This window comes from Maribellus maritimus (genome assembly GCF_022267315.1).
Lineage (GTDB): Bacteria > Bacteroidota > Bacteroidia > Bacteroidales > Prolixibacteraceae > Draconibacterium > Draconibacterium maritimum.
Map to the genome: position 1 here is coordinate 116,540 of NZ_JAIKLE010000017.1, position 20,278 is coordinate 136,817.

18 protein-coding genes, 1 tRNA gene, 1 other RNA gene and 1 pseudogene are annotated in these 20,278 nt (G+C 38.1%); 7 read left to right on the plus strand and 14 right to left on the minus strand.

Annotated features, from left to right (window positions below):
- The first annotated feature begins 5 nt into the window (after window positions 1–5).
- A complete protein-coding gene (locus K5G00_RS15995) occupies window positions 6–1,796 on the plus strand; it encodes a GNAT family N-acyltransferase (RefSeq protein ID WP_238767189.1) in 1,791 nt (596 codons plus the stop codon).
- A 25-nt stretch (window positions 1,797–1,821) separates the two neighbouring features.
- Here K5G00_RS15995 and K5G00_RS16000 read toward each other — a convergent pair whose 3' ends face one another.
- The 3 genes from K5G00_RS16000 to K5G00_RS16010 form a co-directional block, all read right to left on the minus strand.
- A complete protein-coding gene (locus K5G00_RS16000; protein ID WP_238767190.1) occupies window positions 1,822–3,438 on the minus strand; it encodes an ABC-F family ATP-binding cassette domain-containing protein in 1,617 nt (538 codons plus the stop codon).
- Between the two features lie 143 nt (window positions 3,439–3,581).
- Window positions 3,582–3,797, minus strand: coding sequence for a YwbE family protein (locus K5G00_RS16005; RefSeq protein WP_238767191.1), 216 nt, complete (start codon window positions 3,795–3,797; stop codon window positions 3,582–3,584).
- Between the two features lie 2 nt (window positions 3,798–3,799).
- Window positions 3,800–5,011, minus strand: a complete 1,212-nt coding sequence (locus tag K5G00_RS16010) for an S-adenosylmethionine:tRNA ribosyltransferase-isomerase (RefSeq protein WP_238767192.1) — start codon at window positions 5,009–5,011, stop codon at window positions 3,800–3,802.
- A 116-nt stretch (window positions 5,012–5,127) separates the two neighbouring features.
- Here K5G00_RS16010 and K5G00_RS16015 point away from each other — a divergent pair, with 116 nt between their 5' ends.
- The 3 genes and pseudogenes from K5G00_RS16015 to rnpB all read left to right on the plus strand — a co-directional run bounded on the left by K5G00_RS16015 (window position 5,128) and on the right by rnpB (window position 7,071).
- A complete protein-coding gene (locus tag K5G00_RS16015; RefSeq protein ID WP_238767193.1) occupies window positions 5,128–6,174 on the plus strand; it encodes a Smr/MutS family protein in 1,047 nt (348 codons plus the stop codon).
- A gap of 302 nt (window positions 6,175–6,476) precedes the next feature.
- Window positions 6,477–6,614: pseudogene (locus tag K5G00_RS30205) on the plus strand (four helix bundle protein); the annotation flags it as partial.
- Window positions 6,615–6,655: 41 nt separating this feature from the next.
- Window positions 6,656–7,071: RNase P RNA component class A (rnpB, locus tag K5G00_RS16020), an RNA gene on the plus strand.
- A gap of 56 nt (window positions 7,072–7,127) precedes the next feature.
- On the opposite strand, the gene K5G00_RS16025 is transcribed toward rnpB, so the two are convergent.
- From K5G00_RS16025 to K5G00_RS16070, 10 genes are all read right to left on the minus strand, one after another.
- Window positions 7,128–7,694, minus strand: a complete 567-nt coding sequence (locus K5G00_RS16025; RefSeq protein WP_238767194.1) for a fused DSP-PTPase phosphatase/NAD kinase-like protein — start codon at window positions 7,692–7,694, stop codon at window positions 7,128–7,130.
- Between the two features lie 116 nt (window positions 7,695–7,810).
- Window positions 7,811–8,185 (minus strand): DUF3795 domain-containing protein, encoded by a 375-nt coding sequence (locus K5G00_RS16030; protein WP_238767195.1) that lies wholly within the window; start codon window positions 8,183–8,185, stop codon window positions 7,811–7,813.
- The gene (locus K5G00_RS16035; protein WP_238767196.1) at window positions 8,182–8,907 is read right to left on the minus strand and encodes a DNA alkylation repair protein; all 726 of its coding nucleotides are present in this window, start codon (window positions 8,905–8,907) and stop codon (window positions 8,182–8,184) included. The genes K5G00_RS16030 and K5G00_RS16035 overlap by 4 nt, the downstream gene beginning before the upstream one ends.
- Before the next feature lie 67 nt (window positions 8,908–8,974).
- Window positions 8,975–9,754: a helix-turn-helix domain-containing protein gene (locus tag K5G00_RS16040; RefSeq protein WP_238767197.1), complete on the minus strand. Its 780-nt coding sequence runs from the start codon at window positions 9,752–9,754 to the stop codon at window positions 8,975–8,977.
- Window positions 9,755–9,764: 10 nt separating this feature from the next.
- Window positions 9,765–10,403 (minus strand): hypothetical protein, encoded by a 639-nt coding sequence (locus tag K5G00_RS16045; RefSeq protein ID WP_238767198.1) that lies wholly within the window; start codon window positions 10,401–10,403, stop codon window positions 9,765–9,767.
- Window positions 10,404–10,503: 100 nt separating this feature from the next.
- The gene (locus K5G00_RS16050) at window positions 10,504–11,073 is read right to left on the minus strand and encodes a DUF4256 domain-containing protein (RefSeq protein ID WP_238767199.1); all 570 of its coding nucleotides are present in this window, start codon (window positions 11,071–11,073) and stop codon (window positions 10,504–10,506) included.
- 167 nt (window positions 11,074–11,240) lie between these two features.
- Window positions 11,241–12,248: an NAD-dependent epimerase gene (locus K5G00_RS16055; protein ID WP_238767200.1), complete on the minus strand. Its 1,008-nt coding sequence runs from the start codon at window positions 12,246–12,248 to the stop codon at window positions 11,241–11,243.
- 9 nt (window positions 12,249–12,257) lie between these two features.
- A complete protein-coding gene (gene cysN / locus K5G00_RS16060; protein ID WP_238767201.1) occupies window positions 12,258–14,252 on the minus strand; it encodes a sulfate adenylyltransferase subunit CysN in 1,995 nt (664 codons plus the stop codon).
- A 21-nt stretch (window positions 14,253–14,273) separates the two neighbouring features.
- Window positions 14,274–15,182 (minus strand): sulfate adenylyltransferase subunit CysD, encoded by a 909-nt coding sequence (gene cysD, locus K5G00_RS16065; RefSeq protein WP_238767202.1) that lies wholly within the window; start codon window positions 15,180–15,182, stop codon window positions 14,274–14,276.
- A 120-nt stretch (window positions 15,183–15,302) separates the two neighbouring features.
- Window positions 15,303–17,108: an SLC13 family permease gene (locus K5G00_RS16070; protein ID WP_238767203.1), complete on the minus strand. Its 1,806-nt coding sequence runs from the start codon at window positions 17,106–17,108 to the stop codon at window positions 15,303–15,305.
- Window positions 17,109–17,488: 380 nt separating this feature from the next.
- Between K5G00_RS16070 and K5G00_RS16075 the strand changes: the two genes are divergently transcribed.
- From K5G00_RS16075 to K5G00_RS16085, 3 genes are all read left to right on the plus strand, one after another.
- Window positions 17,489–17,561 (plus strand) — tRNA-Lys (locus tag K5G00_RS16075).
- A 256-nt stretch (window positions 17,562–17,817) separates the two neighbouring features.
- A complete protein-coding gene (locus K5G00_RS16080; RefSeq protein WP_238767204.1) occupies window positions 17,818–19,044 on the plus strand; it encodes a site-specific integrase in 1,227 nt (408 codons plus the stop codon).
- Window positions 19,013–19,561 carry an ORF6N domain-containing protein gene (locus K5G00_RS16085; protein ID WP_238767205.1) on the plus strand — a complete coding sequence of 183 codons (549 nt, stop codon included), beginning with the start codon at window positions 19,013–19,015 and terminating at the stop codon, window positions 19,559–19,561. Before K5G00_RS16080 ends, K5G00_RS16085 begins: the two co-directional genes overlap by 32 nt.
- 47 nt (window positions 19,562–19,608) lie before the next feature.
- Here the strand turns inward: K5G00_RS16085 and K5G00_RS16090 are convergent, their stop codons facing one another.
- Window positions 19,609–20,277 (minus strand): RipA family octameric membrane protein, encoded by a 669-nt coding sequence (locus K5G00_RS16090; RefSeq protein WP_238767206.1) that lies wholly within the window; start codon window positions 20,275–20,277, stop codon window positions 19,609–19,611.
- Between the last annotated feature and the right edge of the window lies 1 nt (window position 20,278).

A 20,278-nucleotide genomic window follows, 5' to 3' on the forward strand; every position in this document is an offset into this window, starting at 1 on the left:
AATAAATGGAATTATTAAAACCTAAGGACATTTTTAAAACACGTCCTGCATTTACTCTACTCGGAGGTGAATATTTTGCCAAATTTCTGATGTATATTCTCCGTTTCAACAAACTAAATAAAATTTACAGCCAGATAGCTGAAAAACATGGACTCGAATTTATAGACGAGGTGATTAAAAGCTTCGAATTTAATATTGAGTTTGATGAACAGGAATTAAAAAGGATCCCTCAAAAAGGTCCGGTAATAGTGGTTTCCAATCACCCGTTTGGAGGACTTGACGGGCTGATTTTGATAAAATACCTTTCAATGGTCAGAAGCGATGTAAAGGTTATCGCCAACTTTTTGTTGCAGAAAATTGAACCGGTTTCCAACTATTTTATTGCTGATAATCCATTTGATAAAAACAATACAGAAAATGGTTTTGCCGGAATAAAACAGGCCATTACGCATTTAAAAAACGAAGGGGTTTTGTGTTTATTCCCGGCCGGCGATGTAAGTACTTACGGTACTTTCGACAGCGCTACCGATCACGTTTGGCAGTTTCCGGTGGTTAAATTTGTAAAAAAGGCGAGAGTGCCGGTTATTCCTGTACATTTTCAGGGAACAAACAGCCGCCTTTTTCATATTCTGGCCAAAATACACCCTTCGCTCCGGCAGGTAAGGCTTCCTTCCGAACTGCTCAGCAAAAAGCATAAAAACATCAAAATTCGGATAGGCAGTCCGATAAAGGTTGAAGAGCAGGATCGATTCGACGATGTGTACCAGTTCGGGCGTTTTGTCCGGGCAAAAACATACAGTATGGAATCGAATATTGAAGTCAGGCGATTCTTTAATTATTCAATGAAACCATCCTCGAAACCTGAGGCCATTATTGACCCCGTTCCACAAGAAGAAATTTTAAAGGAAATTCAAAAAATAAAACAGGATTACACGCTGTTTAATCTTAAAAATTATACGGCATACTGCGCTCCTTCAAAAGAAATTCCCAATATTTTGAATGAAATTGGCCGGCTTCGTGAAATTACTTTTCGCGATGTGGGGGAGGGAACAAATCAGAGCATTGATATTGATGAGTTTGATTTGTACTACAACCAGATGTTTATCTGGGATGAAGAAGAACAACGCCTGGTTGGTGCTTACCGGATTGGTTTAGGGAAAGACATCCTTACTCAATACGGGAAGCGTGGCTTTTATTTACATACTCTTTTCCGGATTGATGAGGAGTTTAAACCTGTTTTGAGTGAAAGCCTTGAACTTGGACGTTCGTTTGTGATTAAAGAATACCAGCGAAAACCAATGCCGCTTTTCTTGCTTTGGAAAGGGATTCTTTACTTTTTGCTGAAAAACCCGGAGTACCGCTATTTGATCGGTCCGGTGAGCATCAGTAATAATTATTCAAAAATTTCGAAAGACCTGATTATTAAATTTATCATGTCGAATCATCTGAACTGGAAAATGGCGCAACACATAAAACCGAGGAACAGTTACAAATTTAAAAGTAACAATCCGGATATTAATATTCTGATGGAGAATATGGAGCGTGATATCAACCGCCTGGATAAAACCATCGGCGACTTGGATGAAACGAATTCAGGGCTACCGGTTCTTTTGAAGAAGTATATCAAGCTGAATTCAAAAATCATCGGGTTTAACGTAGATCCAAAATTTAATAACTGTCTTGACGGATTGATTGTTTTGGATGTTTATGATGTGCCAAAGAATACCATCGAGTCGCTTTCAAAAGAAGCCAACGACGGCTCCATTCTGGAACGTTTTTACAGCAACAGGGAATAGAGCTTCTTAATGTAACGCTGCCAAATTATTCTGCATACATTTTTTCCCTCTGTTCACGAATTCTTTCGTCTGAAATATAATCGTCGTAATCCATTAATTTGTCAATAATTCCGTTGGGAGTTAATTCAATAATCCGGTTACAAACGGTTTGAATAAACTCGTGGTCGTGCGACGACATAAAAATATTACCGGGATATTTAATCAGGTTATTGTTAAAAGCCTGAATGGATTCCAGGTCGAGGTGGTTGGTTGGCGTGTCTAAAATGAGTGCGTTGGCACCTTCAAGCATCATTTTTGCGATGATACAACGTATTTTTTCACCTCCGGAAAGTACATTCACTTTTTTATAGATTTCTTCTCCTGCAAAAAGCATTTTTCCCAGTTGCCCGCGGATAAAAACTTCAGTAGTGTCGTTTGTAAATTGGCAAAGCCAGTCAAACAGCGTCATGTCACTGTTGAAGTAGTCTGAATTATCAAGTGGTAAATAGGCAGTGGTGATGGTTTGTCCCCATTGATAAGTTCCTGTATCAGGCTTTTTATTCCCGCTAATAATTTCAAAAAAGGCGGTCATCGCCCGTGTATCTCTTGAGAGAAAAACAATCTTTTCATCTTTTTCAGCCTTAAAATCGACATCTTTAAAAAGTAGTTTTCCATCAACACTGGCACTCAGTCCGTTTACTTCCAGAATTTGGTTTCCTGCCTGACGATCCGGAGTAAAGATTATTCCCGGATACCTGCGTGTTGACGGCTCAATGTCTTCAATATTAAGTTTTTCCAACATTTTTTTGCGGCTGGTGGTTTGTTTCGATTTGGCCACATTGGCACTAAAACGCGAAATAAATTCCTGCAGTTCTTTCTTTTTCTCCTCTGCCTTTTTATTTTGAATTTTTTGTTGCCGTAATGCTAACTGACTGCTTTCGTACCAGAAGCTGTAGTTTCCGGCAAACAGTTTTATTTTTCCGAAATCGATGTCTACTGTGTGGGTGCTAATCGCGTCGAGAAAGTGTCGGTCGTGTGAAACCACCAATACCGTGTTTTCGTAATTCGACAAATAATTTTCAAGCCATTGAACAGTTTCCAGGTCAAGGTCGTTGGTTGGCTCATCAAGTAACAAATTATCAGGATTTCCAAAAAGAGCCTGTGCCAGCAACACCCTTACTTTTTGTTTACCGTCCATATCTTTCATCAGGGTGTAGTGGAATTTTTCCTTTATGCCCAGGTTGCTAAGCAACGTTGCTGCATCGTTTTCAGCATTCCATCCTCCCATGTTTCCAAAAGTTTCTTCCAGTTCAGCGGCTTTCATGCCGTCTTCCTCTGAAAAATCGGGTTTGTTGTACAGGGCATCTTTTTCCTGCATTAAATCCCACATTTGAGTGTGTCCTTTTAATACGGTGTTGAGTACGGTAAACTCGTCAAATGCGAAGTGGTCCTGGCTTAATACCGAAAGTCGTTCGCCTGGTCCGAGTGAAATGTTTCCCGACGTAGCATTAATTTCGCCCGAAATGGCTTTTAAAAAAGTAGATTTGCCGGCTCCGTTGGCTCCAATAACACCGTAGCAGTTTCCCGCAGTAAATTTCAAATTAACATCCTGAAATAAAACGCGTTTTCCAAACTGAATTTTCAAATTTGCAACTGTAATCATACCTTAAATGTGTTTTCTAAACTGTTTGCTTCTGAAAAAGGCTGCAAACCTAAGAATTAAATCAGATTAAACGGAATATTATTCAGAAAAGAGGGGGTGATAACTGATTTGTTAACAGTGAAATATTTATTTGGAGTTTTGATTTAATCCTCCACAATAATTCTTTTTACACGCCCAACTTCCCCTGTTTCAAGCATAACTTTAATTCCGTGTGGGTGGTTTGTTGAGTTGGTTAAAATTCGTTTGACAATACCATCGGTTAATTCGCCGGTTTGCTGATGGTGTTTTTGTACGATTTCAACTTCCAGTCCAATCTTGATATTTTTTCGAAGTCGTCCGTCTTTGTTCTTATTTTCCATTGTTATTTCATATATAAATTACTGTCGCCATAACTTAAAAAGCGGAAATTGTTTTCAAGCGCATAATCGTAAATTTCTTTCCATTTTTCTCCCAAAAATGCACTGATTAAAAGCAAGAGTGTGCTTTGTGGCTGATGAAAATTGGTAAACATTCCACTAATAATTTTAAAATCGTAGCCCGGCAGAATAATGATTTGTGTAGAAAACTGAATTGCTTCCAGCCTGGAACTTTCAATATAATTGAGGATATTTTGCAAAGCCTTTTCAGTAGTTATCACAGCTTCTTTTTCATAAGGTTCCCATTGAAGTACTTCAGGGAAACCGGGGTTAAATGTATCGTCTTCCAATTGTAAGCCCAGCCAGTATAAACTTTCCATTGAACGCACCGAGGTTGTGCCCACCGCAATTATATTTTCCGGGTTCTGAATAAAACTTTCAATAATAGATTTTTTAACAATAACTTGCTCGTGATGCATGGAGTGCCCTTCAATTGTTGCGGATTTTACCGGCTGAAAAGTTCCCGCACCAACATGAAGCGTGATTTCTTTGTTCGCTATATTTTTTTCGGAAAGTTGTGAAAGTACTTTTTCTGTAAAATGCAAACCTGCTGTAGGAGCCGCCACCGACCCATCTGTTTTTGCATAAACGGTCTGGTAGGTTTTTTCGTCCGATTCCTCTGTTTCGCGATTTAAATAAGGAGGAATGGGAAGTTGCCCAATTTGTTCAATTATTTCAGAGAAGTGAAAATTGCCGTTCCAGCTAAATTCAATCAAAAATGAATTCTCTTCCTGTGCTTTTTTTTCTGCGCACAGCGTAACTGTTTTTCCGTCAATTTTGAATTGGTTTTTGAGAATTCCGGTTTTCCATTTTTTTGAATTTCCAACCATACATTTCCAGGTTGCTTTTTCTGCTTGCCGGAAAGAGATCTGATAGTCAGCTGGTTCAATCGGCTCTAAACAAAAAATTTCGATTTTTGCCCCGGTTTCTTTTCTGAAAAACAAACGTGCGTGAATTACGCGTGTGTTGTTAAAAACCAACTGTGCATTTTCCGGCAAATACCGACCGCAATTCTCAAAAATATCTTCTTTTATTTCCCCGTTTTTCCAGGTGAGAAGTTTCGATTTGTCGCGTTCGCTCAGCGGATATTTTGCAATTCGTTCTTCGGGAAGGTTGTAGGAGAAATCGGTAATTTTTATGTCTTTGTACGAACTCAATTTTTCTCTTTTTTCAACCGCAAAAGTAGTATTTTTTCGTTGTGCGCCCTGCGTTTGTTTTGCGAAAGGCTGTTGCTTGATTTTTAAATTGTACTTTTGCAGAAAATTCTACGAAAATGGTAAAAATTGGAGACAGAGTACGTTTTTTGAATGATGTTGGCGGGGGAGTTGTAACAAGTTTTGTAAATAAAACTACGGTGAATGTTGAAGGCGAAGACGGGTTTGAAATTCCTTATCCGGTTTCTCAACTGGTGAATTTAAGTGAATTTGAGCGGGAGGAAAAAGGAATTGAGCAGGAGCCTGCACCTGAACGAATTACAGAGTCAGTAAAAAACGAACCGGAACCGCAGCAAACCGAAGGAATGAAACTGGCCGGAAAAACGTCGCCCGATTTTTATTTCTGTTTTGTTCCCGATGATTCAAAAAATCCGCTCGCCGGAGAAACTCATCTGGTTTTGGTTAACGATAGCAATTTTACCTTACTGTATCGTTACTCGCATTATCGGGATGAAAAATACAAGCTTATTACATTTGGTTCGGTTCAGCCCAATTCAAAAGTTAATTTGGAAAGTATCGAGCAGAATGACTTAACTGATTTACCTGACTTTGTTTTTCAATTGCTTTATTTTCAGGATAACGAAAAGGAACTGCATCAATCGGTTGCAAAAAAATTTAAAGTCAGCCCGGTGAAGTTCTATAAGGAAAAGAGTTTTCAGCCCAATGTGTTTTTCCGGAAAAATGCGATGGTTTTGCAAATTACGCCCAATGTTTTGGCGGTTGAGTTGGATAAATTAACCGACGATGATTTGCAGAAGGTTGTAAAATCAAAAGAAAAGGCGGAAGCTCCGCAAGCTCCTTCCAGGAAAAAGTCGGCGGAGGTGGTTGAAGTAGATTTGCATATTCAGGAATTGCTTGACGATGCTAGTGGATTGAGTAACCGCGAAATGTTGGAAATTCAGTTGGAAAAAGTAGAGTCGGAAATGAATGAAGCTATCCGTTCGCATGTAAAACGGATTGTTTTTATTCACGGACTGGGACAAGGGGTATTAAAACAGGAAGTTGCCAAATTGCTCAAATCCAGATTTTCAAAATATTATTTTCAGGACGCCTCATTCAAAGAATACGGCTACGGCGCCACAATGGTGATTTTGAGGAAAGGGTGAAAGGTATAAGGATGAAAGATAAAGGATTAATTTGGGAAGTTGTAAACTAGACCGAATTAATCACTTAAGCATTTTGTTATAGAAAAAGAAAGAGACCTCAAAAAACGTACAAAAAGATTTTGTATCGATTGTATTCATCTTTTAGAGGAACTCCCAGATGCATTTTTGGGAAATCATATCAAAGGTCAATTGATTGAGGTTTGACTTCTGTTGCGGCAAATTATAGAGCGGCGAATCTTGCTCAGTCAACTGCCTCATTTGTTTCTAAAACAAGTATTGTTATTGAATAAGCAGATGAATCAGAATTTTGGCTGGAATTAATTGCTGATCTCAATCTTATTAAATCGGAAGAAAGAAATAAGCTGGAACAAGAGGCTTCAGAATTGACTGCTATTTTTGTTTCATCCGGAAAAAAGTTACAAAATCGCAAATTCACTTAATCGTTGATCTTTAATCCTTAATCATTTTCCTTACTTTTGCAGTGGCAGACCGCTTTATCGCTGCCGGCAATTATAGTCGGCAGAGGAAAGTCCGGGCAACACAGGGCACCGTGTTTCCTAGCGGGAAGATCTTTGAAAAAGGATAGCAACGTAACAGAAAATAACCACCTTGTTTTGACGTGTCATTACGGGGAACGGGTGAAAAGGTGCGGTAAAAGCGCACCGGTGATGATGGCGACATCGTCAGCCGTACGTCTCACGGGTTGCAAGGCCATGTATATTCTGGTAGTTTGCCGCTGTTGCGGTACTGCGAAGCTGCCCGCTTTGCTTCTCTTCGCACAAGGAAATCAGGAGGGGTAGGCTGCACGACTCCGACAGTGATGCCGGAGCCAGATAAATGATAAAGCTTCCCGGGTAACCGGGATGACAGAACCCGGCTTACAGTTCTGCCATTTTATATTTAAGGAGTAACTTTTTGATGAGGGTTACTCCTTAAATTTTTTTGAAATGGATCTAATCTGTTTTCCAAATAATTTTTTTGTCCAGCAAATTTTCAAGAGGAAAAGAGAATCTGAGTTGTTTGCCGAAATCAATTGCTTCATTCATCTCGTAATTTTGGTATTGAACCAGGTATGCAATCATAAAATTACTTACCCTTCCGCAACTCGCACAATGAATGAATACTTTGTTGTAGCGGCTGTTTAGTGCGTCTCCAAATTTTATTAAATTTTCTTTTGTATATGAATCATTTCCTAAAACAGGGATGGAAATATACTTCATTCCCAGAATGGCTGCCCTCTCTTTTTCGTTAAATGCTGATTTTGCGAATTCATCATTTTCTTTTTCTGAACGAAGATTAATTATTAAGTCTACTTCCTGCGTTTTTAGCCATTCGAATGTTTCCAGGTTGGGTTGTCCGCTAAAAAATAAATTTCCACTTTGATACAGATTTGGCGCAATTTCTCCCAGTTTTTGAATTTTGGGAAAGTCTTTCTTTTCAAAGGATTTCGAAAAAGATGTTTCAGTTATAAAAACAAGATTTATTAGCAGAAGCATTAATAAAAAAGATAAGGATTTCATAATGAGTGATTTTTACTTTTTGTACAAAGTTAAAACCCATTATACAGGCTTTGTGTTAACAGTTTGGAAAAAGTTGTTAAGGAACTGTTATTGAGAGAAAACCAAGAATACGGTTTTTATTGTTTCTTTGTTTTTATTGTCACCCAGTTTTTGTCCATCATAAACCGGATAAACTCACTTTCTCCTTTTTCTTTTATCATCTCAATGCCTTTTCTTCTGCTGGTTTGTGTGATAAATTGCCCGAACCGGACAAGAAGAGGATTGTAGATTTTACAATTTTTTATGGTTTTATATTTGTTACAGCTGGCACAGGAATCAAAACCGTTTTTAATACAACATGGTCTCACTTTGCAGGTTTTATACCCAACAGCACAGTCGGGAGCATCTCCTTTGCAGCCTGAACATTCTTTTTTGATATACTTTGGACAGGCTCCGCAATAAAACCCGCAATATGAGATTAAGGCGATATCTGGTTGATTGTTCGTTTTCATTTTTTTGTTCTTTTGAACCTTTCCCTATCTGTTTTACTCATTTTTTCGGTGGCATAGTGAATAATTTTTCTTCCGCATTTTTCTTTCCATTTTAAAAGAAAGTTTTCTGCTTTTTCAGGATCATTTTTCCATACTTCCCGTAAAAAAGTCCCAAGTCCTTTCTGAACATCCTCTTCCGGGTCTTCCATCAAATTTTCAATTACCTTTAAATATGAATCAGCCTGATGTCCCTTTTTTATGGCTTCAACAAAGGTTACCGGAACAGCTCTTCTTTTCCATTTAGACGGTGATGAGGTCCATCCTGAGAAATCTTTTGGCTGAACAATTTTTTCAAAAATAAAAATTGACAAAACAGACATACACAAAGCATCGGTATTTGCCCAGTTTTGAATTCCATTTTCCAGCCATTTTCCAATTCGCTCAAAGGTTTCCGGAGTAAATTCATTTTTTCTTGAGAGAATAAAATATGTCGCGCAGTGGGCTTCTTCATACTTTCCTGTCGCAACCAATCTGTCTCCAAAATCAAGAAAATCTTTTGTTGTCATATCTTCCTCCCATTCTTTTAGCCATCTGTTGTGTTGTGCTTCCTCCTTTTTCCTGTCGCAGCCATAAGCATCCAGTCCTTCTCTGAAATACCGGGAAAGTTTTTTTACCACATTTTTATCTGCATTTTTGATGTAGAAGTCGATTACCTGTTTGTGCTTTTGTTCAATTTTATTCATCGTTTTAGCTTCTTTTAAGTAAAAGTAGGCGATAAAAAATAAAGACAATTGTAAAAAATCGTCTTTATTATTTTTTGTTAAAAAAGTCTCCGGGAGTTTGGCCTGTTAACTTTTTAAAATCATGAATAAAATGTGATTGGTCGTAATATCCGTTGTCGATAGCCAATTGATTCAGATCCGGATTTTTGTACTTGTTTTTTGTTTTTATAATATGCTGTAACCTGACAATACCAGAGAATTTTTTTGGAGTCATTCCGACATGAACAGAGAAAATCCGTTCAAATTGTTTGATTCCCAGGCATATTTCTCCTGCCAGTTGTCGGGTTTTAATTTGTCCTTTATACTGTTCAATTAGTTTTACAGCATACTCAATACGTTCAAAATCTTTGCTAAAAATAAGTTTTTGAATAAAAAAGCTTTCCAGAATTTCTATTCTTTGTTTATTGTTTTCGGAACTTAGTAGTTTGTCCTCCAGTTCGTTGGCCCCTTTTTTTGTAAGGTCTTTGAATGCAAGATTCTCGTTTGATAACTCTTTGGCGGGAAAATGAAAAAAAGCCTGAAGTCCATAGGGCGTAAAAATAATCAGAATCATACCTGTATTGCCAGCCAGAGACAAATCGTAATAGCTGTTTTGCTGGCCACAAATTACAAGGTTGGGTTCAATATATGCATCGGAGCTTTTCTTTATAAACAAAGATGGAGAGCCGTAATGAAAAACCATGCAGGCATTTCCGGTTGGAAATACACGTTCACATGGTAGAAAAGGAGTTGAACTATTGATCTCAACAATATAATATCCTTTTATAAAGTCTTTTAATATGTCACTGGGTTGAATAAATTCGGCCATTTATTTTTCTTTATTTTAAGATCTCCAGCGGTTTAACATCATTTGCTGTAAGTTTTTTGCAGTACTTTTTTTTGTCCTCGTTAGAATAATAAATCAGGGAGTCTATCCAGTAGCCTTCGAAACAATCTCCCTGAAATGTGATTAGCAGCAACCCTGAATCTTTGTTTATTTCAAAATTTGTTATTTGCGGCGCTCCGCTTTCCTTTGAGCATTGGTAATATTTATATTCTCGCCCAAATATCGATATTTTAAAAGGAAGACCGGTTGTTTCGCGTTGGGAAGCTTTACTGATGTATTTAATTTCGGGTTCCCACTTTAGCGAAATAAAACCGGGAAGTGCTGTAGTATCAGGATGTGAAAGGTATGCAAACCCTTTTTTTCTGATAACTTCCTCTCTGTTTTTTTCAAAATCATACCGGGAACTCCAGTTCAGGTCTTTTTCAATTGAATTGCTATCAATTTTGTAGATAAATAGTTCAGTTTTGCAGTCACATTCAGCCCAGTCGGTCCGTGTAAAAAATATTGAATTGGTGTTAGTATCGAATCCTATAATGTCGACCTTGACTGGCTCCAGTACTGTTGAAAATCCTTTCAGGTAAATAAAAAGGAACAGAAATAAAAATGCGATCTTTTTTAAATTTGGTTTCAAGGTTTTGCTTTTGGGGTTGTAAATTAATCAAAAATACTATACAATCGAAATAAACTACAACAGCAGAAATTCGGAGGGCTTCTTATATTTATTTTGTGTTTTATACTTTTAAACAGCCGCGGAATCCTCTGGCTGCATAATATGAGTCTGCTCCGTTATGGTAGGTGAAAACGGTATTGTAGCGGCGATCGCAGAAGATGGCGCCGCCAAGTTTTCTGATTTCATCGGGCGTTTTCACCCAACTCGACGTTTTTAAATCGAAGTTTCCAAGTTTTTGCAGTTTCCGATATTGGTCCTCTGTCAGAATTTTGATGCCTAGAGTGGCCGCCAAATCTATCGCACTGTTTCGCGGTTTATGTTTTTTTCTCGACTCCAAAGCCTCACGATCATAACAGATGCTCCTGCGGTCTTTGGGACTTTCTGCCGAGCAATCGAAAAAAATATATTCGTCCGCCTGTTCATCATATTCCACAACATCCGGCTCACCTCCCGTTTCTTCCATTTCATTTAGCGCCCACAATTTTTCTTCTGAAGATTTGTCCAGTTTTAATTTTACTTTTTCCCAAATTAGATCGCTGTGCCGGTTCATGTTTTTTTCAAAACGGTTTTTTAATATTCTGAACAGTTCCTTTTTCTCTTCCGGTGAAAGTTTGTTTTGGCTGGCATTCATGATGTTTCCTTTTTGTTTTACAATTAAACAGATTGACAAGGAAATAGTTAATTTTAAAAGAACAAATAATCTTAGGTCTTTTCTTTTTGAGAGTTGTAGACAATATCTTTCAAATTCCGGAACCTAAATTTGGATGCGTTGATTTTTATTGGGAACCAGACGTTCTTTTATTTATAGAACGAATTATACCACTTTACAAACTCACCAATTCCTTTTTCCAGCGAAGTATTTGGCGCGTAAGCAAAATCTTTTTCCAATTCGCTAACATCGGCAAAAGTTTTGTATACATCGCCCGGCTGCATGTCGTAATATTCTTTTTTTGCTTCCTGCCCCAAAGCTTTTTCAATGGTTTCAATAAAATCTATCAGTTTTACAGGCGATGAGTTTCCTATGTTGTATACTTTATAAGGTGGCTGCTTTTCAGGCGCTTTTTGAATAATTTTCAGAATACCCTCCGTAATATCATCAATGTATGTGAAATCGCGGTATAAATCGCCGTGGTTAAATATTTTAATGGAATTATCAGCCAGTATATTTTTTGTAAAAGAGAAATATGCCATGTCCGGTCTTCCCCAGGGGCCGTATACGGTGAAAAATCGTAGGCCTGTGGTAGGGATACCATACAGATGGCTGTAAGTATGTGCCATCAGTTCATTGCTTTTTTTTGTAGCAGCATACAAACTAACCGGATTATCAACATAGTCGGAAGTGGCAAGCGGCATTTTTTTACTGTTTCCGTAAACACTCGATGAACTGGCGTACACCAAATGTTTAATGTTGTTGTGCCGACAGGCTTCCAGAATGTTGGCAAAACCAACAATGTTGCTCTGGATATACGCATGTGGATTTTCGATACTGTAACGTACACCGGCTTGCGCCGCAAGGTTACAAACCAGGTCAAACTTCTCGGTTTCAAAAAGTTGGTTAATTTCCTTCTGGTCCTCCAGGTTCATCCGGTAAAAAGAATAAGCAGGATTTTTTGTGCTTTTTACTTTTAGATTCCAGCTTCCAGCTTCCTCCGAAATTCCAGCTTCTTTTAAACGTGCAAATTTTAGCTCAGTAGAATAATAGTCGTTGATATTATCAATACCCACAACTTCAAATCCTTCTATCAATAATTTGTTGGTGAGGTGAAAGCCAATAAAACCAGCTGTCCCCGTAACGAGAATTTTCATATGCAGATTTTAATGAACAGGGAAAATTTTATTTGCAGAAATATAATCCAGAATTCTGTCAATATTGATTTCGTTTTCTTCCGGCTTTAATACCAGTGTAGCATCTCCGGGTTTTTCGTATTCCAAATCAATACCCGGCAGATTTTCAATTTCGTCTTTTTCTGCTTTTTCGTACAGTTCAGGCTTGTTGTTTTTGCAATATTCCATTGTTGCATCCATGTACAACAGGTGGAAACGTTCTTCGCCAATAATTTGTGCAATCTGTTTCCGCAGTGAATTGTTCCTTGAAATAAATGAACAGATGGTAATGATTCCCTGGTCGTTTAGCATTTTGCTGATGTGTGCCACACGGCGCAGGTGTTCGGCACGGTCGGCCGGCGAGAAATCAAGTTCTTTGTTCAGTCCCATCCTTAATGAGCTTCCATCAAGAAGAACCACTGTTGCACCATTTTCAAACAATTTCTTTTCAAGGCTGAATGCCAGTTCGTTTTTACCTGAACCGTGCAAGCCTGTAATCCAGATGGTTTCTCCTTTCTGGTTTAGTTTTTTCTGCCGCTCTGCTATGGTAACAAGCGATTTCCCTTTGGCAATGGTTTCTTTGTCCGTATCGGTAATTCTTGATGGCAGGTTTTTGCTTCCCAGTTTGTCAATAATCATTCCAACCGCACAGGTATTATGTGTTACCGGGTCAATCAAAATAAATGAACCGGTCTGGCGGTTTTGGGTATATGGATCAAAAAACAAAGGTTTTGTGGTAGTAATTACCACACGCCCGATTTCATTTAATTTGAAATTTTCAATATTCGATTTTTCCAGTGTGTTTACATCTACTTTGTATCTTACCTGGTCGATTTTTGCCTTGGTATTGTTGTTGGCGTGTTTGATGTAAAACGGTGTGGAAAGGTCCATCTCGTTTTCATCCATCCAAACCAGCATGGCTTCAAAATGACGTTCTACACGCGGGCGGTTGTCGGGATGGACAATCATATCACCACGCGAGATATCGATTTCGTCTTCCAATGTAACGGTAACCGATTGCGGTGGAAAAGCATAATCCAGTTCGCCGTCGTATGAAACAATCGATTTAACTTTCGACGTTTTTAATGAAGGAAGTACCAGTATGTCGTCTCCTTTTTTGATTATTCCGGAAGCTACCGAAGTAGAAAAACCACGGAATTTTATATCAGGGCGAAGTACAAACTGCACCGGGTAACGCAAATCGGTAAAGTTACGGTCGCTGCTGATGTGAACTGTTTCCAGAAATTCCAGCAAACTGTTTCCGTGATACCAGGGGGTGCGTTCCGATGTTTCCACCACATTATCGCCTTTCAAAGCAGAAAGCGGGATATAATGAATATCCGGAATATCGAGCTGGGCCACAAAGGTTTCATAATCTTTTCGGATTTTTTCAAACACTTCCTGTCTAAAATCCACCAAATCCATTTTGTTTATGGCCACAACCACGTGTTTTATTCCCAGAAGACTGGCCAGGTATGTATGGCGTTTGGTCTGGGTGATTACTCCGTGGCGGGCATCAATCAGGATAATGGCCAGGTTTGCAGTAGAACCACCGGTTATCATATTCCGGGTGTACTGCTCATGCCCGGGTGTATCGGCAATGATAAATTTTCGTTTTGCAGTTGAAAAATAGCGGTAGGCTACATCAATGGTGATTCCCTGTTCGCGTTCGGCTTTTAGCCCGTCGAGAAGAAGCGCATAATCGATGTCTTCTCCTGCATGTCCAACCCGTTTACTGTCGCGTTCGAGAGCCGCCAACTGATCCTCATACAGCATTTTACTGTCGAACATTAACCGTCCGATGAGGGTGGATTTACCGTCGTCAACGCTGCCGGCAGTAAGCAGGCGCAACAGGTCCTTTCTTTGGTCCTGGTCGAGAAATTCGCGTATGGAAAGCCCCCCTTGTTCCCCCTCAAGTGAGGAAACAGAACCTAGCTGGTTTTTTGATGTGTTATTATGATTGTTTTTTGGTGTATCTTTTCCCATTTTGATTGGTTTGTTTTTTTCTTAGAAATACCCTTCTCGTTTTTTCTGTTCCATACTTGCTTCCTGGTCGAAGTCAATAACACGGGTTGTCCGTTCAGAAACGGTGACAGTCATCATTTCTTCCACGATTTTTTCAATGGTGTCGGCTTCTGATTCAACTGCACCTGTTAAGGGGTAACATCCCAGGGTACGAAAACGTACTTTTCGCATTTGTGCCTTATCGCGTAATTCTTTGGGCATACGCTCATCGTCAACCATAATCAGGCTGCCGTCAATATCAACAATCGGGCGCTTTTTTGCATAATAAAGAGGTACAATCGGAATATTTTCCAAACGTATGTACTGCCAGATATCGAGTTCTGTCCAGTTGGAAATAGGAAATACACGTATGGATTCTCCCTTGTGAACCTTGGCATTGTATATATTCCAAAGTTCCGGGCGCTGGTTTTTGGGATCCCACTGGTGAAATTTATCACGGAACGAGAAAATACGTTCCTTTGCACGTGATTTTTCTTCGTCGCGGCGGGCACCTCCAAAGGCGGCGTCAAACTTGTATTTATTCAATCCGGCCAACAGGGCCTGTGTTTTCATTACATCGGTATGCACCTTGCTTCCGTGGGTAAAAGGACCAATCCCTTTTTTAAAACCTTCTTTGTTGTAGTGAACAATCAAATCCCAGCCCTTTTCTTTGGCGTAGTTGTCGCGGAACTCAACCATTTCTTTAAATTTCCACTTCGAATCGATATGCATTAACGGAAACGGGACTTTGCCCGGATAAAAGGCTTTCTCTGCTAACCGGACCATTACCGAAGAGTCTTTTCCAATCGAGTAAAGCATAACCGGGTTTTCGAATTCGGCGGCTACTTCCCGTATGATGTGAATCGCTTCGGCTTCCAGTTCGCGCAGGTTTGTTAAACTATATTCCTTCATGAATTGGGTTATATTTTTTCAAAATTGTAAGAATGTGGGCAAATATAAAACTTTTATTTCAACCCTTTTCTCTTCGGCTTTATTCATTAAAAATTTAATAACAGACAAATTGGTTTTTTATTAGAAATGCCAAAAATAAGGGATCAACAGAAGTGATAAAATAAATGCCAGTAAATTAAGTGGTAGGCCTATTTTTAGATAGTCTTTGAACTTGTAGTCGCCAATTGCCTGCACGATTAAATTGGTTTGATACCCGATTGGTGTTGAGAAACTTGCTGAAGCTGCGATGGCAATCGTTACAAAAAAAGGTTTGGGATCAATATTTAGTTGTTGAGCCGCTGCCATCGCAATTGGAAAAACCAGTGCAGCCGCTGCATTATTCGTAATAATTTCGGTGAATATCGCTGTTAAAATGTAGATGGCTGCAAGAACTCCAATTGGTCCAAATCCTTTTGCGAAATTTATTGTTGTTCTTGCTATTGATTCTGCTGCACCCGAATTTTGCATTGCTTTACTAATGGCAAACGCAAATGCAATGGTTATTAATACGTCCCAGCTAATGGCCTTTGTATATTTCTGATGGGGCATGATTTTCATCCAAACAAGCAGGATCGAGGCAATGGCAGAAAAATAGAACATATCAAAAGTGATTCCCGATGGAGAAGAGAAAAATTTCCCAATCGTACTGCCAATAATCATCAATAGAAGTACGATAAAGGCGAGCCATTTTTTCCAGAAAGTCCCGGTTGTCCGGTAATCGCGAATATAGGATGTTAAATAAAAGACTTTTGAATCTCCCCAGTTTTGCGCAAATCTTTCCGTAGTTAATAAAACCAGATTATCTCCTGCCTTAAGTTCTAAACTGCTTAAGTTGGACGTAATTCGTTCTCCGTTTCTGTGTATCGATAAAACTACTGCCTGGTAATGTTCAAAAAAATTGAATTCTGTTATTGTTTTTCCAATTCCCGGAAAGCGGGGAGAGAGTACCGCTTCATATTGTTTTAACTCATTTTTGGGAACACCTTTTATCAGGTCCATACCGCGCAAACGAATATTGTCGTTTCCTAGAATAAGGTTCAGTCTGTCTGATTTGCCTACAACCAATAATTTATCTCCCGGCATAATGAAGTAATTTCCTTTGTTTACTTCAATTGTTTTCCCGTCTCTTTCAATGGTGCGTATGATAAGACCTCTCAATTCTTTTATCCGGCCGTTCTTAATCTCAATACCAATAAAACTGCTGCTTTCCGGTATAATGAGGTCGTAGAAATAGTCTTTAAATTCAGTAGAACTTCTTGAATTAAAAAGGATTTTTTTCCCGGGCAAAAGTTTGTTCCCGGCAATCGACATATAAATTGTTCCGATAATTGCGATAAACAAACCTACTTTGCCCAGTTCGAACATGCTAAAACCTTCATAACCATTCTCTAATATAAGGCCATGAACAACAAGGTTAGTAGAAGTGCCGATAAGTGTGCACATACCTCCCAGGATGGTAGCGTAAGAAAGGGGAATAAGAAATTTTTTCGAAGAGAGATTTAGTTTTTCTGTCCATTTTTTAATAATTGGAGCAAAGATAATGACAACAGGCGTATTGTTCAAAAATGCTGAAAGAACAGAAACCGGAAGCATAATCCGGGGAATCAGAAAGACCATTTTCCCTCTTTTTCGGGGGAGGTATGTTTGCGCAAGCCGGTTAAGTATTCCCGATTGACGGACACCTTCACTAACCAGGAATAAAATACCTACTGTGATCATTCCTTTATTCGAAAAGCCTTCAAGTGTTTCTTTTTCGCTAATAACTCCGGTGGCCATCAAAAGCACTGCTCCCGTGAAAAAGACCAGCCCCGGGCGCATGATTTCCTTTGCGAGAATTACTATTAAGGCAAAAATTATAGCCAGTACTATATATCCTTCTAAAGTCACTTATTCTTTCTGCGGTATTTTAAAGTGTTTTTTCGATTCGTATCCGTAAAATGTAAAAATCAAATCTACTATTAAAATTTGTTCCTTCAAACAATCGTTTTATTTTGATTTTTCAAAAAAAATAATTCGAATTTTATTTTTTATTCAAAAAAATGGAGCGATGATAATAAATTATCATAATTCTCTGATGTTAGTTGATTATAAATCTGCTTTTTATGCAAAACAGAATTTGTAAATTTTATTTTATTTTGGATGATTAAAACTGCGATGTATGAGTTGTTAAATTTAATTTTTTTGAAAAAATACTCTTTGGGTTTGTGTAGAAAAAAATAAATATTACTTTTGCACCCGCCTTTGAGGAACAAAGGTGCTACAAGGATGACTCAGTAGCTCAGCTGGTAGAGCACATCCCTTTTAAGGATGGGGTCCTGGGTTCGAGCCCCAGCTGAGTCACTTTTAAAAAAAGACAATTTATTGTCAAATGATGAAAATCCGTGTAAATCAAGAGTTTACACGGATTTTTTTATTTCCCTGAAAGTCATTTAAAAGCCAAAAAATGCCTGTTTTAGGCACTTTTTTGTACCAATTTTGTTACAGAAGCTTTTTTCTTGAAAATTTCCTGTAACAAACATAAGTCTCTGATTTGTCGCATTTTGTCACAGCATAGCTCGATAGGTTAATGTAGTTTTAAACGTTAATTTTTAGCAAAATGAGTGACAATTTTAAGATTTTCTTCTACCCTAGGAAAAACTATGTAAACAAGAATGGAGAGGTAAGTATCAGGGTATTTCTTACTTTGAACGGGGAACGAGCCCCGTTTACCTCAGAAATCACCACCCCAATTGAACTTTGGGATGATGAAGAAAACCGTGCATCTGGTGATTCAAAACAAGCGCTTGTTATAAATGAGAAGTTGGACGATTTAAAGGCTGAACTAAAATTTCATTATAAGGAGCTAAAACGACATGATGTTTTGGTTACTGCCGAACAAATAAGGGAAGCTTATTTAGGAACGACTGTAAAGAACTATAAATTATTGGAAACTTTTAAAGAGTATAATGATAGTTTGAGTAAACGGGAGGGCAAAGATTTATCATCAGCTACTGTCTCAAAGTATAAGCGCACATACAAGCGTCTGACGGAGTATATTAAGGAAAAACACAAGAGGAGTGACATCTCATTTCGTCAGGTTAACTATAGTTTTATAAAGGGATTTGATGATTATTTGACTACCACCTGGAATTGTGATACAAATACCAAAGTGAAGTACCTCCAGCACGTAAAAACAATTGTAACCATTGCACGCAATAATAATTGGATTTCATCCGATCCATTCTCAAATTTTAAGATTAAAAGAAAAAAATCTGATCGCGGATATCTGACTCAAGATGAATTGGTTGCCATGATGCGAAAAAAGTTTAACGTTAAACGTCTTGAACAGGTTCGGGACGTTTTTGTCTTCTGTTGTTTTACCGGACTTTCATATATAGATGTCAAGAATTTAAAGAATGAACATATTCAAAAAGCCTTTGATGGAACATTCTGGATAAGAAAGAAAAGGGAAAAAACCGGAGTGCAATCCGATGTTTTAATGCTGAAAATAGCAAAACTTATCTTGGATAAATACAAAGGGATGTCAGGTGATGGTTATGTCCTTCCTGTAATTAGCAATCAGAACATTAATGGATATTTAAAAGAAATCGCTGACGTTTGTGGTATTGAGAAAAACCTAACTTTTCATCTGGCCAGGCATACTTTTGCCACGACAGTTACATTAGCTAAGGGAGTTCCTTTAGAAACGGTTAGTAAGATGTTAGGTCATACAAGTTTAAAAACTACCCAAATATACGCTCGGATTACTGATCAGAAAATCGGGCATGACATGAAAAACCTTTCCAAAAATCTTGGTTCAATGGGAAATGCATTTAAACCATAAAAATTTTATGATGGAACTCCAATTAATACAAGAAAAGATATTTGAAATTAGAGGCAATCGGGTTATGCTTGATTTTGACCTTGCTGAATTGTACCAGGTAGAGACAAGGGCTTTAAAACAAGCTGTCAGACGTAATCTGAATCGGTTTCCAGGCGATTTTATGTTTCAACTTACAAAAGATGAATGGACAGAGCTTATCACAATTTGTGATAAGCTTCCAAAATCTGTTAAATATAGTCCGGCCTTACCTTTGGCGTTTACCGAGCAGGGCGTTGCCATGCTCTCCAGTGTACTCCGCTCTCAATCGGCAATAGAAATTAATATTTCAATTATGCGTGCATTTGTTTTAATGCGCCAACTCGCTTTAGGATATGATGAGCTTTTGAAAAAAATTGAACAATTGGAAGTCAATACTAACCTTCAATTCTCGGAAATTTATCAGGCATTAACTGAGCTAATGAAAGAACCTGAAAAGATTGAGCGAAATCCGATTGGATATAAGACAAGAAAAAATTAGTTTAAGTGGTGATATTTAGGGCAGTTAATTAACTGCATATAATGACATTATTTTTTGTCGTTTAGTTTATGTGGATTATTGTATTCAAAATTTCGAATTGAAAATGAAAATAAAGCTTCACCTTTATCATTCGTACATACTTCTCGTTCAGAACTTCTTTTTTCTTTTCGCATTATGTAAGAAAAATATAACGTAAAGATTGTGAGCGGGATAGTAACATAGTCAATATCTTTTATCGTTCCTGAAAATGAAATGTGTTGAATCCAATAGTTTATTGCAAGCATAACCCAGATCCCCATTACGAACTGGCTAATCCTAATATTAACTTTGGAAACAGAGTAAGCTGATTTATCAAGAACTGTTTTATATATAGGACCGGTAATTTTTTCTTCCAGCATATCTATATGTTTTTCCCAATTTTCTTGCCACTTTTTACTACCAATATTGGCAAAGTACCATGCAAGAGAGAAAATAAATCCAAGGCATGTAACAATATATTCTGCTTGAGTAAAACCAGTTTCAGTCTTAACCAAGATGAAATAACCAGCGAACGAAGCTGCTATAAAGCCCCAAAAGTAAGTTGCTCTTTTCCAGTAAAGTTCTATCTCAAAATCCCGATTTTTCCACGCTCGTTCCAATGCCAAATAATGTTTTGAGGTTCGCTCTTCAGACTTGCCAGAAAACTGTTCATAATATTCTTCTTCGCTTAAATGCATT

Coding starts and splice junctions, on each gene's coding strand:
- K5G00_RS15995 (WP_238767189.1), top strand. CDS start 6: ATGGAATTATTAAAACCTAAGGACATTTTTAAAACACGTCCTGCATTT.
- K5G00_RS16000 (WP_238767190.1), bottom strand. CDS start 3,438: ATGATTACAGTTGCAAATTTGAAAATTCAGTTTGGAAAACGCGTTTTA.
- K5G00_RS16005 (WP_238767191.1), bottom strand. CDS start 3,797: ATGGAAAATAAGAACAAAGACGGACGACTTCGAAAAAATATCAAGATT.
- K5G00_RS16015 (WP_238767193.1), top strand. CDS start 5,128: ATGGTAAAAATTGGAGACAGAGTACGTTTTTTGAATGATGTTGGCGGG.
- K5G00_RS16025 (WP_238767194.1), bottom strand. CDS start 7,694: ATGAAATCCTTATCTTTTTTATTAATGCTTCTGCTAATAAATCTTGTT.
- K5G00_RS16030 (WP_238767195.1), bottom strand. CDS start 8,185: ATGAAAACGAACAATCAACCAGATATCGCCTTAATCTCATATTGCGGG.
- K5G00_RS16035 (WP_238767196.1), bottom strand. CDS start 8,907: ATGAATAAAATTGAACAAAAGCACAAACAGGTAATCGACTTCTACATC.
- K5G00_RS16040 (WP_238767197.1), bottom strand. CDS start 9,754: ATGGCCGAATTTATTCAACCCAGTGACATATTAAAAGACTTTATAAAA.
- K5G00_RS16050 (WP_238767199.1), bottom strand. CDS start 11,073: ATGAATGCCAGCCAAAACAAACTTTCACCGGAAGAGAAAAAGGAACTG.
- K5G00_RS16055 (WP_238767200.1), bottom strand. CDS start 12,248: ATGAAAATTCTCGTTACGGGGACAGCTGGTTTTATTGGCTTTCACCTC.
- cysN (WP_238767201.1), bottom strand. CDS start 14,252: ATGGGAAAAGATACACCAAAAAACAATCATAATAACACATCAAAAAAC.
- cysD (WP_238767202.1), bottom strand. CDS start 15,182: ATGAAGGAATATAGTTTAACAAACCTGCGCGAACTGGAAGCCGAAGCG.
- K5G00_RS16080 (WP_238767204.1), top strand. CDS start 17,818: ATGAGTGACAATTTTAAGATTTTCTTCTACCCTAGGAAAAACTATGTA.
- K5G00_RS16090 (WP_238767206.1), bottom strand. CDS start 20,277: ATGCATTTAAGCGAAGAAGAATATTATGAACAGTTTTCTGGCAAGTCT.